The 15,807-nt window shown below is 63.1% G+C and carries 16 protein-coding genes and 1 tRNA gene; 12 read left to right on the top strand and 5 right to left on the bottom strand.

What is annotated here, in order from left to right; genetic code table 11:
- Positions 1-63 precede the first annotated feature (63 nt).
- The gene (locus EN935_RS05395; RefSeq protein ID WP_127262987.1) at positions 64-1,041 is read left to right on the top strand and encodes an alpha/beta hydrolase; all 978 of its coding nucleotides are present in this window, start codon (positions 64-66) and stop codon (positions 1,039-1,041) included.
- Positions 1,042-1,059: 18 nt separating this feature from the next.
- Here EN935_RS05395 and EN935_RS05400 read toward each other — a convergent pair whose 3' ends face one another.
- Positions 1,060-1,572: a DUF1579 domain-containing protein gene (locus tag EN935_RS05400; protein ID WP_127262988.1), complete on the bottom strand. Its 513-nt coding sequence runs from the start codon at positions 1,570-1,572 to the stop codon at positions 1,060-1,062.
- Between the two features lie 177 nt (positions 1,573-1,749).
- Between EN935_RS05400 and EN935_RS40685 the strand changes: the two genes are divergently transcribed.
- The 3 genes from EN935_RS40685 (at position 1,750) to EN935_RS05410 (ending at position 3,104) form a co-directional block, all read left to right on the top strand.
- Entirely contained in the window at positions 1,750-1,905 is a 156-nt protein-coding gene (locus EN935_RS40685) for a hypothetical protein (RefSeq protein ID WP_164548773.1), read from the top strand.
- A 3-nt stretch (positions 1,906-1,908) separates the two neighbouring features.
- On the top strand, positions 1,909-2,163 hold the full coding sequence (locus EN935_RS05405) for a DUF1127 domain-containing protein (protein WP_127262989.1): 255 nt from the start codon (positions 1,909-1,911) through the stop codon (positions 2,161-2,163).
- Positions 2,164-2,270: 107 nt separating this feature from the next.
- Positions 2,271-3,104 (top strand): AraC family transcriptional regulator, encoded by an 834-nt coding sequence (locus tag EN935_RS05410; RefSeq protein ID WP_127262990.1) that lies wholly within the window; start codon positions 2,271-2,273, stop codon positions 3,102-3,104.
- Between the two features lie 58 nt (positions 3,105-3,162).
- On the opposite strand, the gene hisN is transcribed toward EN935_RS05410, so the two are convergent.
- Together hisN and EN935_RS05420 are read right to left on the bottom strand one after the other, a co-directional pair.
- A complete protein-coding gene (hisN, locus tag EN935_RS05415) occupies positions 3,163-3,936 on the bottom strand; it encodes a histidinol-phosphatase (RefSeq protein ID WP_127262991.1) in 774 nt (257 codons plus the stop codon).
- Between the two features lie 307 nt (positions 3,937-4,243).
- Positions 4,244-5,185, bottom strand: a complete 942-nt coding sequence (locus tag EN935_RS05420) for an N-formylglutamate amidohydrolase (protein WP_109659253.1) — start codon at positions 5,183-5,185, stop codon at positions 4,244-4,246.
- Between the two features lie 162 nt (positions 5,186-5,347).
- Between EN935_RS05420 and EN935_RS05425 the strand changes: the two genes are divergently transcribed.
- Together EN935_RS05425 and EN935_RS05430 are read left to right on the top strand one after the other, a co-directional pair.
- Positions 5,348-5,710: a response regulator gene (locus EN935_RS05425; RefSeq protein ID WP_006199474.1), complete on the top strand. Its 363-nt coding sequence runs from the start codon at positions 5,348-5,350 to the stop codon at positions 5,708-5,710.
- A 194-nt stretch (positions 5,711-5,904) separates the two neighbouring features.
- Positions 5,905-5,979: transfer RNA gene (locus tag EN935_RS05430), tRNA-Val, on the top strand.
- Between the two features lie 154 nt (positions 5,980-6,133).
- On the opposite strand, the gene EN935_RS05435 is transcribed toward EN935_RS05430, so the two are convergent.
- Positions 6,134-6,343: a hypothetical protein gene (locus EN935_RS05435; RefSeq protein ID WP_127262992.1), complete on the bottom strand. Its 210-nt coding sequence runs from the start codon at positions 6,341-6,343 to the stop codon at positions 6,134-6,136.
- Between the two features lie 414 nt (positions 6,344-6,757).
- Between EN935_RS05435 and EN935_RS05440 the strand changes: the two genes are divergently transcribed.
- Complete coding sequence (locus EN935_RS05440; protein WP_127262998.1) at positions 6,758-9,028, top strand: alginate lyase family protein; 2,271 nt, start codon at positions 6,758-6,760, stop codon at positions 9,026-9,028.
- A 38-nt stretch (positions 9,029-9,066) separates the two neighbouring features.
- Here EN935_RS05440 and EN935_RS05445 read toward each other — a convergent pair whose 3' ends face one another.
- Complete coding sequence (locus tag EN935_RS05445; RefSeq protein ID WP_127262993.1) at positions 9,067-10,221, bottom strand: dihydrodipicolinate synthase family protein; 1,155 nt, start codon at positions 10,219-10,221, stop codon at positions 9,067-9,069.
- A gap of 241 nt (positions 10,222-10,462) precedes the next feature.
- On the opposite strand from EN935_RS05445, the gene EN935_RS05450 reads away from it, so the two are divergent.
- The 5 genes from EN935_RS05450 to EN935_RS05470 form a co-directional block, all read left to right on the top strand.
- A complete protein-coding gene (locus EN935_RS05450; RefSeq protein ID WP_127262994.1) occupies positions 10,463-11,521 on the top strand; it encodes a LacI family DNA-binding transcriptional regulator in 1,059 nt (352 codons plus the stop codon).
- On the top strand, positions 11,518-12,534 hold the full coding sequence (locus tag EN935_RS05455) for a Gfo/Idh/MocA family oxidoreductase (protein ID WP_127262995.1): 1,017 nt from the start codon (positions 11,518-11,520) through the stop codon (positions 12,532-12,534). Before EN935_RS05450 ends, EN935_RS05455 begins: the two co-directional genes overlap by 4 nt.
- Entirely contained in the window at positions 12,531-14,132 is a 1,602-nt protein-coding gene (locus EN935_RS05460) for an acyl CoA:acetate/3-ketoacid CoA transferase (protein ID WP_127262996.1), read from the top strand. The genes EN935_RS05455 and EN935_RS05460 overlap by 4 nt, the downstream gene beginning before the upstream one ends.
- Complete coding sequence (locus EN935_RS05465) at positions 14,125-14,901, top strand: enoyl-CoA hydratase/isomerase family protein (protein WP_109659240.1); 777 nt, start codon at positions 14,125-14,127, stop codon at positions 14,899-14,901. Before EN935_RS05460 ends, EN935_RS05465 begins: the two co-directional genes overlap by 8 nt.
- 9 nt (positions 14,902-14,910) lie before the next feature.
- On the top strand, positions 14,911-15,807 hold an 897-nt coding region (locus tag EN935_RS05470), incomplete at its 3' end, for an aldehyde dehydrogenase family protein (RefSeq protein ID WP_127373200.1).

Genomic DNA, 15,807 nt, shown 5'->3' on the forward strand with positions numbered 1-15,807 from the left:
TATCACCTTAGCGGAGCCGGCCAGCGCAGGCGGGCATGCGAGACGCCGAGCACGAAGCGCCGAATGACGGATCTTTTCACCGAGAACTCCCTTTTTCACGAAATTGAGGGCAATCCGCGGCCGGAAAACGCCACCGGCGGCTTCTTCACGACGCGTGACCGCAAGAATATCCGCTACGGCCTGTTCGGCGCGGTCGCTCGCCCGATGAAGGGCACCGTGGTGCTCCTGTCGGGCCGCAACGAGTGCATCGAGAAATATTTCGAAACCATCCGCAACCTTGCCGATCGCGGCTTCGGCGTCGCCACCCTCGACTGGCGCGGCCAGGGCGATTCCGACCGGCTGATCCGCGATCGCCAGCGCGGCTATGTCAGGAGCTTCCGCGACTATACGGCAGACCTCGAACAATTTTTCGAGGAGATCGTGCTGCCCGATTGCCGCGGCCCGTACTACATCCTCGCCCACTCTGCCGGCGCCACGATCACGCTGCTTGCCGCGCCGTCCATGGTGAACCGCGTGCGGCGCATGGTGCTGATCGCGCCCTTCCTGACACTGCCCGATCTGCCGGTCTCGATATCGACGGTTCGCCGCGTCTGCTCGTTGTTCTGCGCTCTCGGCCTCGGCCGGCTCTATGCCGCCTGGGGTCCGCGGCCGAAGGTGACGGCCCCCTTCGAGACCAACAAGCTGACGTCTGACCCGGTACGCTATCGGCGCAACACGCGGCTCTACGAAGAACATCCGCAACTAGCGCTTGGCGGTCCGACGATCCGCTGGCTGCGGGAAGCCGCGAAAGCCTCCGAAGCCGTCAGCGATCCCGAGTTCATGGCAAGAATTCAGGTTCCCATGCTGATCATCGCCGCCGGCGCCGATCAGGTCGTCTCGACCAAGGCCGTGGAAGCCTACGCCAGGCGTCTGCGGCTGGGCTCGCTGCTGATGATCGACGGCGCACGTCATGAAATCCTGCAGGAAGCCGACATCTACCGCGAGCAGTTGCTCGCCGCCTTCGACGCCTTCATTCCCGGCAGCGACGACCCGACTGCCTGATAGGCGCCGGTCGCCGGTTCATGGCCGGCGGGCAAACTCCATGATCCAGTTGGTCTCCCAGGTCGCGCCGCCATCCTGCGAAAAGGCCTGCTCCCAGCGCGCCGTGTTTTGCGCGATCTCCGACCAGAGGAAACGAACCTGGATCGGCCGGCCGTCGAAGACGTCCTCACACAGGAACGTGCCGGCGCCGTCGACGAACGCGCCGCGCACCGGCACGTCGATGGTCAGGGGGGTGCGGCCATCGATCCACCAGATCGACCATTGCCGTGTCGCCGGATCGAAGGTCCGCACCGTGGCGGCACGATAGGCGCCATCCGGCAGCTCGATCACATTGTCGTCGACGTTGCCGAGGCCGCCGAGCAGCGGACGCACCCCGCATGTACCGCCGAATACGTCCCAGTTGGTGTCGCCCGCCAGGCGTCTTTGCAGCCTTCGATGGCTGACATCCCAATTGCCGAAGAAGAAGTTGAAATCGCTGCGGCCGTCCGCCGGAATGTCATGGGCGCGGCTGGTTGTTGAGTGCGTCGGCATGTCTGGTTCTCCCTCTGGCAATGACCCTTCCATAGCCGGTGCCTACTGACACCCTGTTGTCAGTTGCGTGAGCCAACCAGCGCCCGCGGCACGCAAAGTGCTAAAGATTCTGACAGCCCGCATCGCTGCGGAATGCTCATCTGCCCGCGTCGAACTGAACGCCATGGAGATGAGATCATGACCGAGAACACCTGCGCCGCCTGCGATTGCCAGCTGGACGCCAACCCGATCCGCGTCAAGGTCGGCGGCAAGACCGTCGAAGTCTGCTGCGAGGAATGCGCGCAAGCGCTGAACGAAGCCGGCGCCTCCGCAGCCGGCACTAGGGAGGACTGAGCGATGCGCCCCGACCATACAGCAGCGGCGCAATGCCTGGCCGGCCCTGTCCCGGCACGGGCGCCGACAATCCGCACCGCGACCATGCGGCAGTCCCTGGGTGCACACTTCATTGTGGCCGCTGGCTGGATCAGCCGCCAGATGGAAAGGCGCCGAAGCCGCCGCGCTCTGCTCGAAATGACCGACGACCAGCTCAAGGACATCGGCCTGTCGCGAAGCGAAGCCTACTCTGAATCCATCCGCCGGTTGTGGGATTGAGGAACGGCCTGTCGGGAAGTCTCCTGACAGGAATGGGCGACCGATTGCGTAGAATGCCCTGCAATGCCGGAACAATGTTCCGGCGCAAAGGGAAGATCGCAACGGCCATGTCGCAATTCACGGTGCAGCCGCTTCTCGACACCGGCACCGTCAGGGTGCGCGACGTTGTCTGCAGCGGCGAATGCCGGCACCGGAGCGAAGAAGAGTGCACGTCGGCCACGCACCTAGTGTTTCCCTACCGCGGCGTTTTCGTGCGCCATGTCGGCCGCCAGGATGCCGTTGCCGAGGCCAACCAGTTGCTGTTTTTCAACGAGGCGGAAGCCTATCAAATCAGCCATCCCGTCGAGGGCGGCGATTCCTGTCTCGATCTCGTCGTCGAGGAGGCTCAGCTGCTTGAACTTACGCCGAAGGAACAGTTGCGCACCGGCGGCGCCGCTCCGGCCTTTCGCCGTCAGCGCCGGCGCATCGACCCGCGGGCGCAGGCTTTGGTGGCTTTGCTGCGCCACAGCCTGAGCCGCAAAATCGCCGAAACGCTCGAGGCCGAAACCCTGGCGCTGACGCTGGTGCGGCGCTCTCTTGGCGAGCGGACCTCGCATGTCGCCGGCGCCAGTGCTGGGCGGCAGAAGCTGGTCGACCGCGCCAAGCTTGTGCTGTCTTCGGATCTGTCACGACGCTGGACGCTGGCCGAAATCGCCACCGAGGTTGGCGTCTCGCCGGTCTATCTCACGCAGGTGTTCCAGCAGGTCGAGGCCATGCCGCTCTATCGCTACCATCTGCGGCTGCGGCTGGCGCGCGCGCTCGACCTGCTGGGCAGCTACGACAATCTGATCACGCTTGGCATGGACCTGGGCTTCTCCAGCCACAGCCATTTCAGTTCCGCCTTCAGACAGGTTTACGGCCGCACGCCAGCGGAATTCCAGCGTTCGATAAGGTCGCGCTGACGCATTTCTGGAAAGTGAGCGGATTTCGTCCGAATTGGTCAGACAAAGCGCTGAGATATCAGCCGCGCAAGGCAGCCATGGCGGCTGCGTGAAGCTCCGGCGTTGCTGCGGCGAGCACGTCGCCGCCCTTCTCCGCCGGCCCGCCATCGAATGTGGTGACGACACCACCGGCCTTCTCGATGATCGGGATCAGCGCCACGATGTCATAGGGCTTCAACCCGGGATCGGCGACGATGTCGACGCTTCCTGAGGCGATCATGGCGAAGGCATAACAATCGGCGCCGTAACGGGCGAGCTGGACCTGCTTCTCCAACTGGTCGTAACGCTCGCGCGCCGCGCCCTTGTACAGCGCCGGCGTGGTGGTGAACAGCGTCGCTTCAGCGAGATTGGTCATCTTGCGCGTCGAAAGCTTGCGTGGCCCGCCCGGCCCTTCATAGTGGGAACCCGAGGCGTTGGCGTAGAACAGCTCACCGGTGAAGGGCTGCGCCATCATGCCGGCAACAGCGTCGCCATCGACCGTCAGCCCGACCAGAGTTCCCCACACCGGCAGTCCGGAGATGAAGGCGCGCGTGCCGTCGATCGGGTCGATCACCCAGACATGCCGGCTCGAAATGTTCTCGCTGCCGTGCTCCTCGCCCAGAATGCCATGGTCGGGATACTCGGCCGATATCAGCGCACGGATGGCGCGCTCGGCCTCGCGATCGGCCTCGGTGACCGGGTCGAAACTGCCCTTCTCCTTGTTGGCAACCGCGCCCTGGCTGCGAAAGCGCGGCAAGGTCTCCGCCGCCGCCGCCTGCGCGATGCGACGCATGAAATCGATGCTGACGTCCAACTGATTCTCCTGCATTGCAGCATGCCCGAGCCGGGCTTTGCCGCCACTTCCGTCCCAAAACAAGGGTGTTTATCGATTTATCCGCTGCGTTAGATGTTGCCAAAATGACACGACAGCATCATCGAAACGCAATTTCCACATCAGAGTGAATTAAAAAAGCCTGAAGGTCGCTTGACATTTGTGCAGCGCACAATACCCTCGACCTCGGACAGGTTCTCCTGTCCATGCCCTCCTTGGGCGTTTCCTCCCTAGACTTCGACCGTATCGTGCAAACGATGCGGTCTTTTTTTACGCAGCGATTTCCAACTCACTCCGCCGCCAGCGGCAGATCGATGAAATGGTGGTCGGGCATCGACATCAGGTCGGCTGAAAATCGCGTCAGATCGTCGGCCAGCGCGTCGAAGCCGGCGGCCTTCTCGAATGTCCGCTCGTTCATGTAGAGCCCGCGATTGACCTCGATCTGCAGCGCATGCAGATGGCGCGCCGGGCGACCATAGTGTTCGGTGATGAAGCCGCCGGCATAGGGTTTGTTGTGGGCAACCGTATAGCCCATGGCGGTGAGCAGGCCGATCGCGGTGTCGGTCAGGGCGGCGGTGGCCGAGATGCCGAAACGGTCGCCGATGATGAAGTCGGGCCGCAGGCCGCTGTCGCCGACACGAATGCTCGCCGGCATCGAATGACAGTCGATCAGCACGGCAAAGCCGAAACGCGCATGGGTTCTGGTCAAAAGCCGTTTCAGCGTCTCGTGATAGGGTTTGTAGACGGCCTCGATGCGGGCGACCGCTTCGGCCAGCGGCAGGCGGCCGGAATAGATGTCGAGCCCCTCGCCGACCAGCTTCGGCACCGTGCCAAGCCCGCCCGCCACCCGCGCCGAGCGGATGTTGCAGAAGGACGGCACCGGCTCGGCGAACATACGCGGATCGAGTTCCCACGGCTCGCGGTTGACGTCGAGATAGGCCCTCGGGAAATTCGCCGCCAGCAGCGGCGCGCCGAGCGCGACGGCGCCGCCGAACAGCTCATCGACGTAACAGTCTTCCGACCGGCGGATGGCGTTGCGGTCCAGCCTTGCCATGGCAAGGAAGCGTTCGGGATAGTAGCGGCCGCTATGCGGTGAGTTGAAGAGGAAGGGGACGCGTTGCTCGGCGCCCGACCGGATTTCGAAGGGTGGAAAGACCGAAAAATCCTCGGCTGCCGTCTTCAATTTGAGCGAACCCGAAAACACCAGTGCATCATGATGTGAAAGTGCCACCTTGCTGGCCGCCTGTCCAGCATTTCAGCGGCCACGCCGCCGGGCAAATATGGATCATCGCCGTCGTCGTTCACTTGATGTTTACCCTCACCTCCTCATATACAGGATGGTTAACGGGCTTGCCCAACGGCAATCTCGGGCGGGTGATTCGGACGGGATATCATGGCACGCATTCTTCTGGCGGAAGACGACGACGATATGCGTCGGTTCCTCGTCAAGGCGCTGGAGCGCGCCGGTTACCAGGTCAGCGATTTCGACAATGGCGCCAGCGCCTATGAGCGGCTGCGCGAGGAGCCGTTCTCGCTGCTGTTGACCGACATCGTCATGCCGGAGATGGACGGCATCGAACTGGCGCGGCGCGCCACCGAGATCGATCCTGATTTGAAAGTCATGTTCATCACCGGTTTCGCCGCCGTTGCGCTGAATCCGGATTCCAAGGCGCCGAAAGACGCCAAGGTGCTATCGAAGCCGTTCCACCTGCGCGACCTCGTCAACGAGGTCGAGAAGATGCTGCAGGCGGCCTGAGCCGCTTCCAAGCCAATACATGTCGCCCAAAAGCGATCCCGGTTTTGGGAAAACGACATGAATGAAACAAAGACCTAAAGCGCGGTGCGCTTTAGGATCAGTGCCTGTTCGCCGCTGCGGCGAGACGACGCCTTCTTTCCTTTTTCCTGCTATTGACGCGCTGGATCAAAAATGGTGTATGCGCGGCTTCGGATGGGCGTGTAGCTCAGCGGGAGAGCACTGCATTGACATTGCAGGGGTCACAGGTTCAATCCCTGTCACGCCCACCATCCAATCCAGACAATTAGACTTAGATCGACATCCTGGCCGGCTCGCCAGAGTTGGACGATTTCGTTCGCCCCAAGGGAAGCTGGATATTGGCGAGCTTTTCGAGCGCAACGCGCCCGTCCCGGCGTTGACCGGAACAGGCCACAGTCGATCAGATCATTGCGGCTCTGGATCGGGTGTATTTCCCGGCCTGTCCGGCGTGCGGCCCTTGCCTTCGCGACAAGGCTCGCCGATACCGCAGCATTTGCCGTTGTAGGTCACTCCAGGCTTCAGCTTGTCGCATTCCCTGGGAGCGGTTGTCTTGCAGCCGGCCAGCACCGAAACGGCGATGGCGGCCAAAAGGACGTTTCTTGAAACAGTAAACATGAGACGTTCTCCTGGATGGACCATGTTTGGACACACCGCTTGGTCGCGCCTCGGGAGAAATTGGTTCAAAAGAAAATTGCGATCACCCGTGAAAATCTTTGCGAGCTTGCCTTCGCCATAAGGCACATCGCCGATGCTGCGGCATTTGCCATGCTATGTGGTTTTCGGATTTGATTTATCGCATTGTCTTGTCGGCGTTACCTGGCAAACCTGCCGTCATCGATGCCGTGAAACCGTAAGCAGGACATTCGCAACGTTGCATGCGAGAGAATTTTCCATGATTGATCGCGTTGGACTATGCAGGGCTCGGTCACCTCACCATCAGAAATGGTCCAGCACCGAAATCGGAATGGTTGGCGAAATTGCGCGCGTCCCCAAGGCGGCGATCGGGACCTGGGCTCCCGACATGCTGCCATGACTTCACGGCCTGGAAAGGCAAAGCTGTCGCCCTGGCCGAAGATCTATCGCGAACTGAAACGCGTGCGCACCCAATTGCAATCACCGTGGTCGACATTGAGCAGCGCGCTCATTTCGGCAAAGCAGAACGTTGAATACCGACGCGGCCTCGGCAAGCGGATCGAGGCGGCCCGCGAAACTTACGCGGCGTCGGCGATCTCGCGGATTGCCGACACCTTCATGCTCATCCGGATCATCGGCAACGATCTGGAACCGCGACACCGCAAAGGCCAGTCATACGACAACGTGCTGTTCATCCTGGAAAACGAACCGGCCTTCGAGGGATGCGAAAAATTCTGGATCGTCAACCGGATAGTCGACACCGACGAGGAAGCCCGGATCATCGGCCTGCTCGAAAGCCGCCTCCAGAATTTTCACACAATCCCCTTCGAGCTCGATGCGTACCGGAAGATATCCTGGGACGTCGATCGGCTTGCTGCCGGCGACCTCAGATTCTCGGAGAAAGGCCGGGCGAGCGGAGCACAGTCCGGGCGTTACGAAACGTACATTCGCCGCAGCAAGAACCTCTATGTGATGAACAACAATGGAGCTCGCAACGCCGCGCTGGCGATTGCCCGCGGCAAGGCAAAATGGCTGATGCCCTGGGACGGGAACTGCTACCTGGCAGGGTCTGCGTTCCAGCGGATACGGTCCGCGATCGAGAAAAACCCGCACCTTCCATACGCTGTGGTGCCCATGGCGCGCATTGTCGACAACGCGCTTCTGCTGGACCAGGGTTTCCAGCCGCCGGCCGAGGAAGAGCCGCAGATCATATTTCGAGCCGATACCACGCATCTGTTCGACGAAAACTATGGCTACGGAAGGCGCCCGAAAATCGAGATGCTGTGGAGGTTGGGGGTTCCCGGCTCCTGGGATCGCTACCGCGACGACGCCTGGGATTTTCCACGCCCGGCCCGGGCAGCGGATGCCGGGCTGTTCCAGAAAGCGGGCTGGGTGGCGCGTCTGGATTCAGGGCGCTCGCATCTGGAGATCGGCAAGACCGGCTTCGTCGCGCGCCTGGTCAGCCGCGACCAGGCGATCGTCGACATGGTCGATCAATGCGACGCCAGAGCGATCGCCGCTCGGCTTGATGCTTCCCGCCTAACTTTTTATGACGAAGACGCCCTGGCCCATGCGGTGAAGGACACGACCATCCTGCGCCATCTCGAAGCCGCGGCCGGCCAGGCGCTTGCCCGCGGTCCGTTCAGCGTGCTCGACAAGGCTGGCCTGGCCCCCAGCGGAGACCCCCAGGACTATTTTCACCCAGCGCCCTATTGGTGGCCCGACCCCGACAGACCCGATGGCCTGCCTTATGTTCAGCGCGATGGCGAACGCGTGCCCGGCACGGCATTGTATGAAGCAGGAAGCGAAGCCCACGATCGTACGCGCTTGCAGCGCGTCTTCGACGACACAACCGTGCTTGCGCTGGCCGCAACCGTGCTTGGTGGACATCACTATGCCGTCCACGCCGCGAGGCTCATCCGCGCATGGTTTATCGATCCCAGGACAAGAATGAATCCGCATTTGCGCTATGCGCAGGTGCGGTCGGGCCACGACGACAATGAAGGGTCCGGCTACGGCATCATCGAACTGAAGGATTTCTATTTCTTCCTGGATGCCGTGCGCCTGATCGAGCGAACAGGAGTGCTGGGCGATGAGGATCGCAGGGCGTTCAGAGCCTGGCTCGGTTCCTACTGCGAATGGCTGGACATCGCGCCGGCAGCCGCAACCGCCTTCTACAGCAGCAGCAATCAAGGGACGTTCTACGATTTGCAGCGGGCATCGATCGCCACATTTCTTGGCGACAGCGCCATGCTGGCCAAGATCGGCCTTTATGCTCGGGAGAGACTCGCGGCCCAGGTCGCGGCCGACGGTTCATTGCCCAGGGAACTGTCCCGAACGCGCCCCAGGCACTACGCCATGTTTACCCTGCAAGGCTGGACGTCGCTGGCCCGTGTCCTGTCTTCTGTCGGCGACAATCTCTGGCAGCACAAGACAGCCGAGGGACTGGGACTGGTTCAGGCACTGCACTGGCTTGTTGCCCACGAGAACAAGCCACACACCATGTCGGCCGAAACTGTCGATCCGGATCGGCTTTGGCCGCTGCTTCTCGACCTGGCGAACCATGATCCTGTGGGGATGCCACCTGGCGACCTGGGAAGGTCGACCAAGCCCATTTTTCATCCAGATGAGGCGATCGCGCCTTTTTGGCTGTGGCGACGGCGTTAGAAGCCAGGACGTCATATCCGCGAGGGAATCCTCCCGGCTCAAACGCCCGCCACGGCGCAAAGACTCTTCATTCTGGCAACCGCCAGCTCCGGATCGGCCAGCAATCCTGCCTGGTCAGCAAGGCGGAAAACATCGGTATAATGAACAATGCCGCGCGCCGACTGCATGCCGCCGACCATCGCAAAATGGTCCTGATGGCCATTCAACCAGGCCATGAAGACGATGCCGGCCTTGTAGTACTCGGTCGGCGCCTCGAAGATTTTTCGCGATAGCGGCACGGTCGGCGCCATCAATGCGTCATAGCCGGCTCGTTCCCTCTCCGCCAGCTTCGCCAGTGCTGCGTTGGCGACTGGCGCGATGGCGTCGAAAATGCCGAGCAGCGCATGCGAATGTCTTTTCTCGTCGCCGGCGATCAGTTCGGGATAGTTGAAGTCGTCGCCGGTGAACATGACGACGCCGTCCGGCAGGCGGTTCCTGAGCGCAACCTCCTTGCCGGCATCGAGCAGCGAGATTTTTATCCCCTCAACCTTGCCGGCGTGGCGTTCGATAATGGCAACCACTGTGTCGAGCGCGGTCTCGAAATCGCTGCTGCCCCAATAGCCCCTGAGCGCCGGATCGAACATGTCGCCCAGCCAATGCAGGATGACCTTGCCGGAGGCCTGGGACAGGATGCGGTCGTAGACGCTGACATAGTCATCCGGGCCCTTGGCCACCGCTGCCAACGCCCGGCTGGCCATCATGATCGCCTTGCCACCGAGCCCTTCGATGAAGGCAAACTGCTCTTCATAGGCCTTGATGACGTCGTCGATTGTTTTGGCGGCGCTCGGCGCCAGATGGTCGGTCCCGGCGCCCGAAGCGAGATCGGCGCCGGCAACGGTGCGCGCCTCGGCGATCGAGCGGCGGATCAGTTGCTGTGCATTTGCCCAGTCGAAACCCATGCCGCGCTGCGACGTGTCCATCGCCTCGGCGATGCGGAAGCCGAGCCGCCACAGATGGCGCCGAAACGCCATCGTCCTGTCCCAGTCGACCACCGGCCTGGACCACGGATCGGTCATCGCAAGCGGATCGGCAACGACGTGTGCTGCGGCATAGGCGATGCGCGAAAACCGCGCCCCGATCACCGGCTGCACGGGTTTGCCGACCAGCGTGTAGCGTTCGCTGCCGCCACCCTCACCAGGCAAGGAAATGTCCATCGATCTCTCCCTTTGCCGCGCCTATAAATGGAACGTTCCAATAAATCAAGAACCTTTAAGATTCAGAGCTCATTCACAGGCAAATGCTGCATCGCAACAGGGAAAGCCTTGCAGGCTATGTCATTTTAGTACGTACCATCGATCTTCCAGGCTGAGAGAAAATCCTGATTGACTCAGGATCGAACCGATGATTAGAACGTTCCAATAGATTTTGATCATGAAGCTGGGAGGATGCATCTGGATGGCCAGCCGAGCCAAGGCGACGATATTCGACATCGCCCGTCAAGCAGGCGTGTCCAAATCGACGGTATCGCTTGTGCTCCAGGGCAGCGGGCTGATCCGGCCTGAGACGACAAGCAAGGTTCGCAAGGCGATCGAGGATGTCGGGTACGTCTACAATCGCGGCGCCGCCAATCTGCGCAAGGCTCATTCGAACGTCATCGGCATGGTCATCAACGATCTCACCAATCCTTTTTTCGCGGAACTGGCGGTCGGCATGGAACGCGTCTTCCAGTCGGCCGGCATCGTGCCGTTCATCGCCAACACGGCGGAAAATCCGGTGCGCCAGGAAGAAGTGCTGAAATCGCTGATGGAGCAAGGCGTCGCCGGCCTCATCGTGTCACCGGCACGCGGCACGACGCCGGGCGCCTTCCGGCGGATCGAGACGGCGGGCGTGCCGGTCGTCTTCGCCATGCGCCGGCTGCCGGAAAGCCGCATCCCGGTGATCGCGCCCGACAATCATCGCGGCGCCTATCTTGCCGCCGCCCATCTCATCGGCAAGGGGCATCGCCGGCTGGCCTTCTTCGGCGGCTCGTCCGACCTCGTGGTCTATCACGAACGGCTGGGTGGCTTTCGTGAGGCCTGCGAGACGCTTGGCATCGCCGCCCGCGACATACTGATCTTCGAGGGCGAGACCAGCCGCAAAGGTGGCATTGCGTGCCTGGAAACCGCTCTCGCAATGGCTGAACCGCCGACCGCGGCCCTGTGCTTCAACGACGCGGTTGCCTTTGGCGCCATGCTGGCGCTGCGCAAGCGCGGGCTTGAGCCGGGAGCTGATTTCGCCGTCGTCGGCTTCGACGATGTGGTCGAGGCCGAGCACTACATGCCGGCTCTGACCAGCGTCGCGGTGGACTCGGCGGGCCTTGGCGAACGCGCTGCGCATGTCATGCTGAAAATGATCCAGTCGCGCACCACGCGGGCCGAGGATCATATCGGCGCGGTCAATCTCGTGGTCAGGGAAAGCTGTGGCCCGGATCGCCGCACCCGAAACAGGCCTGCAGGTTCGGGGGGCGCGGCATGAGCGTCAGATGGGGGTTGATCGGCGCCAGCACGATCGCCAGACAGTTCATGATCAGCGCCATCCGCGCGCAAGGCAATGGCGAGATCGCCGCGGTGATGAGCTCCAGCCCGGAGCGCGCCACCGCCTATGCCGGGGAAAACAACATTCCGCTTGCCGTCTCGACGCTTGATGCCCTGCTCGGCGCCGACATCGACGCCGTCTACATCTCAACCACCAACGAATTGCACCTCGAGCAGGCGCTCGCTGCCATCAAGGCTGGAAAGCACGTGCTGTGCGAAAAGCCGCTGGCGCTGACCAGTGCCGATGCCCGAAAGATGGTAACCGCCGCCAAGGCTGCCGGCATCGTGCTCGGCACCAATCATCATCTGCGCAACGCCGGCGCGCACCGCGCCATGCGGGACGCCACCGCCGCCGGCCGCATCGGCAAGCCGATCGCCGCGCGCGTCTTCCATTCCGTCTATCTGCCTGAAAATCTGCAGGGCTGGCGCATCACTAGGCCCGAGGCGGGCGGCGGCGTGGTGCTCGACATCACCGTGCATGACGCCGACACGCTGCGCTTCGTGCTCGGCGACGACCCGGTAGAGGTGTCCTGCTTCACGCAGTCGGCCGGCATGGCCGGCAGCGGCCTGGAGGATGGCGCCGTGTGCATCTGGCGCTTCAAATCGGGCGTCATCGCCCAGTCGCATGAGGGCTTCACCACCAAATTCGCCGGCACCGGCTTCGAGGTGCACGGTTCGGAAGGCTCGCTGATCGCCAGCAATGTGATGACCCAGAAGCCCGACGGTTTGGTGCTGTTGCGCACTGCCAAGGGCGAGGAACAACTGAGCTTCGACCGCGATGATCTCTACACAAGATCTGTGCACCAGTTCCATGCCGCGATCAGCGGCCAGGGCCACCCTGCCGCCACCGGAGAGGACGGCATCTGGTCGCTGGCATCAGCCGAGGCGGCACTTCAATCGGCCAGTTCCGGCAAGGCCGTCAAGATCGACCCGAAACTCGGGAGCATGAATTGAGCAAGATCGTTTCGGCAGCGCAGGCAGCGGGCCTGATCAAGGACGGCATGGTCGTATCCGTGTCGTCGTCGAGCGGCCTCGGCTGCCCCGACGCCGTGCTGGCCGCGATCGGCGAACGCTTCGACGCCGAAGGCCATCCAAAGAACATCACCACGCTGCACCCGATCGCCGCCGGCGACATGTATGGCATTAGGGGTATCGACCATTTGGCCAAGCCCGGCCTGCTGAAGCGCACTTTGTGCGGCTCCTACCCGTCCGGCCCCTCCTCTTCCGAACCGCCGCAGATCTGGAAGATGATCGGCGACAATTCGGTCGCCGCCTACAACGTGCCGTCCGGCATCCTGTTCGACATGCACCGCGAGGCCGCCGCCAAGCGGCCGGGCGTGCTGACCAAGGTCGGCCTCGACACCTTCGCCGACCCGCGCCACCAGGGCTGCGCCATGAACGCCGCCGCCAGCGAACCGATCGTCTCGGTGCAGCAGTTCGACGGCGAGGAATGGCTCTATTTCCGTTCCATCGTCCCGCAGGTCTCGATCATCCGCGCCACGTCGGCTGACGAGCGCGGCAACCTCACCTATGAGCATGAGGGCGCCTATCTCGGCGGCCTCGAACAGGCGCTCGCCGCCCGCAACAATGGCGGTGTCGTCATCGCGCAGGTCAAGCGCGTCGTCGAGAACGGCACGCTGAAACCGCATGACGTGCGCGTGCCCGGCGTCCTGGTCGACCACATCGTCGTCGCGCCCGACCAATTGCAGACGACGCTGACATCCTACGACCCGGCGATCTCCGGAGAAATCTTCCGGCCGCTGTCGAGTTTCCGCAACGCCGAGATGAACGTCCAGAAGGTGATCGCGCGCCGCGTCGCCATGGAGTTGCGCGACGGCATGGCCGTCAACATCGGCTTCGGCATCTCGGCCAATGTGCCGCGCATCCTTCTCGAGGAAGGCCAGCACGGCAAGGTCACCTGGGTGATCGAACAGGGCGCGGTCGGCGGCGTGCCGCTGCTCGACTTCAAATTCGGCTGTTCGTCGAACGCCGACGCCTTCATGCCCTCGCCACACCAGTTCATCTACTTCCAGGCCGGCGGCTTCGATGCCTCGCTGTTGTCCTTCCTGCAGATCGACCGCCATGGCTCGGTCAACGTCTCGAAACTTTCGGCACGGCCGCATGTGACGGCCGGCGCCGGCGGCTTTGTCGACATCACCGCACGGGCGAAGAAGATCGTCTTCTCCGGCTTCTTCAACGCCGGGGCAAAACTCTCATTGGCCGATGGCGGCATCCGCATCGACCAGGAGGGCAAGGTCAAGAAGGTCGTCGCGGAGGTCGAGCACATCTCGTTTTCGGGCAAGCGGGCGGTCGCGCAGGGACAGGACATCACCTATGTCACCGAGCGCTGCGTGATGAAGCTGACGCCGGAAGGTCTGGTCGTCACCGAACTCGCCCCGGGCATCGATCTGCAGCGCGATGTGCTAGCGCAGTCGGAAATTCCGTTGGGCGTTGCCAAGGACCTCAAGACGACACCGGGAGCTCTCTACCTGGACCAGCCGATCGGCCTATCGCTGAATGGCGGCGCCTCGCTCGGAGGGGCGTATGGCTGAGTCTCTAGTCACCTTCGAACAGGATGGCGCCATCGGCATCGTCACGTTGCGCCGGCCAGAGAAATTCAACGCGCTCGACATCCCGATGCTGCGCGCGCTGGAGACAGCGCTCGACGCGGCCGAGGGCGCGGACGGCGTGCGCGTCGTGCTGCTGCGCGGCGAAGGCAAGGGCTTTTGCGCCGGCGGTGATGTCGAGGCGTGGGCGCAGATGAGTGCCGCCGATTTCCAGGTGCAATGGGTGCGCTACGGCCACCGCGTCTTCGACCGGCTGGCGCGGTTGCGGCAGCCGACCATCGCCGTTTTGTCCGGCCATGCGCTGGGCGGCGGCCTGGAACTGGCTGTGGCTTGTGATTTCCGCGTGGCGGAGACACAGGTGAAATTGGGCTTCCCCGAAACCTCGATCGGTGTCGTGCCGGGCTGGTCCGGAACGCAGCGCGCCGTGCGCCGTTTCGGCGCGCAGACGGTGCGGCGCATGGCGTTGGGCGGCGAGATCCTTCTCGCGGCTGAAGCGCTGGCCCTGGGCGTGGTCGATCGGGTGGTCGAGACCGGCAAGGCACATGACGAAGCCAAGGCCTGGGCCGAAAAGATCGCCGAGCGCGGACCGCTGGCGACGGAAGCCGCCAAGCTGATGATCGCGGTCGCCGAAGGTGAGGAAAGCGCCGCCGCCACGGAAGCGCTGGCCAGCGGCTTCATCGCCATGACCGGCGACCTCAAGGCCGGTGTCGGTGCCTTCAAGGCCAAGCAGAAGCCGGCCTTTTCGAGATCCTAGAGGAAACACATGAACGCACCCCTCAAGATTTCCATGCCGGCCGAGGCGTCCCAGGCGCCGAAGGGGTACAAGCTGCTGATCGACGGCAAGCATGTCGATGCCCGCGACGGCCGTACGATTGCGCGCCAGAGCCCCGGCCACGGCTTCACCGTTTCGCACTATGCGCAGGCCGGCGAGGCCGAAGTGGAAGCCGCAATGCAGGCCGCGCACAGGGCTTTCGAGACCGGCCCATGGCCGCGCATCAAGGCTGCCGAGCGCGCCGCGATCCTGCTCAAGGCGGCCGACCTGATCGAGGCGCGGCTGGAAGACATCGCCCGGCTCGACGCGCTGGAATCCGGCAAGCCGATCGCCCAGGCACGCGGCGAGATCGGTGGCGCCGTCGACATCTGGCGCTATGCCGCCTCGCTTGCCCGCACACTGCATGGAGAATCCTACGCCAATCTCGGCGACGCCATGCTGGGCGTCGTGCTGCGCGAACCGATCGGCGTCGTCTCGATCATCACGCCGTGGAATTTCCCGTTCCTCATCGTCAGCCAGAAACTGCCCTTCGCGCTTGCCGCCGGCTGCACGGCCGTCGTCAAGCCGAGCGAAATGACCTCAGCCTCGACCTTCGTGCTCGGCGATATCCTGATGCAGGCCGGCCTGCCCGCCGGCGTCGTCAACATCCTCGCCGGCCTTGGCGCCGATGTCGGTGCGCCGATGGTCGGCCATCCCCTGGTCGAGATGGTGTCATTCACCGGCTCCACCCGGGTCGGCAAGATGACGATGGCCTCGGCTGCGCAATCGCTGAAGAAAGTCTCGATGGAGCTTGGCGGCAAGAACGGCCAGATCGTCTTCCCCGACGCCGACCTCGAAGCGGCCGCCGACGCGGCGGTGTTCGGCGGCTTCTTCAACGCCGGCGAATGC

This window comes from Mesorhizobium sp. M7D.F.Ca.US.004.03.1.1 (assembly GCF_003998635.1).
GTDB lineage: Bacteria > Pseudomonadota > Alphaproteobacteria > Rhizobiales > Rhizobiaceae > Mesorhizobium > Mesorhizobium loti.

Bases quoted from the DNA above. Each gene is read 5' to 3' on its own strand.
- EN935_RS05435 (WP_127262992.1), bottom strand. From the start codon at position 6,343: ATGTTTACTGTTTCAAGAAACGTCCTTTTGGCCGCCATCGCCGTTTCG.
- EN935_RS40685 (WP_164548773.1), top strand. From the start codon at position 1,750: ATGACCGAGAACACCTGCGCCGCCTGCGATTGCCAGCTGGACGCCAAC.
- EN935_RS05425 (WP_006199474.1), top strand. From the start codon at position 5,348: ATGGCACGCATTCTTCTGGCGGAAGACGACGACGATATGCGTCGGTTC.
- EN935_RS05400 (WP_127262988.1), bottom strand. From the start codon at position 1,572: ATGCCGACGCACTCAACAACCAGCCGCGCCCATGACATTCCGGCGGAC.
- EN935_RS05440 (WP_127262998.1), top strand. From the start codon at position 6,758: ATGACTTCACGGCCTGGAAAGGCAAAGCTGTCGCCCTGGCCGAAGATC.
- EN935_RS05455 (WP_127262995.1), top strand. From the start codon at position 11,518: ATGAGCGTCAGATGGGGGTTGATCGGCGCCAGCACGATCGCCAGACAG.
- EN935_RS05410 (WP_127262990.1), top strand. From the start codon at position 2,271: ATGTCGCAATTCACGGTGCAGCCGCTTCTCGACACCGGCACCGTCAGG.
- EN935_RS05405 (WP_127262989.1), top strand. From the start codon at position 1,909: ATGCGCCCCGACCATACAGCAGCGGCGCAATGCCTGGCCGGCCCTGTC.
- EN935_RS05445 (WP_127262993.1), bottom strand. From the start codon at position 10,221: ATGGACATTTCCTTGCCTGGTGAGGGTGGCGGCAGCGAACGCTACACG.
- EN935_RS05465 (WP_109659240.1), top strand. From the start codon at position 14,125: ATGGCTGAGTCTCTAGTCACCTTCGAACAGGATGGCGCCATCGGCATC.
- EN935_RS05395 (WP_127262987.1), top strand. From the start codon at position 64: ATGACGGATCTTTTCACCGAGAACTCCCTTTTTCACGAAATTGAGGGC.
- EN935_RS05450 (WP_127262994.1), top strand. From the start codon at position 10,463: ATGGCCAGCCGAGCCAAGGCGACGATATTCGACATCGCCCGTCAAGCA.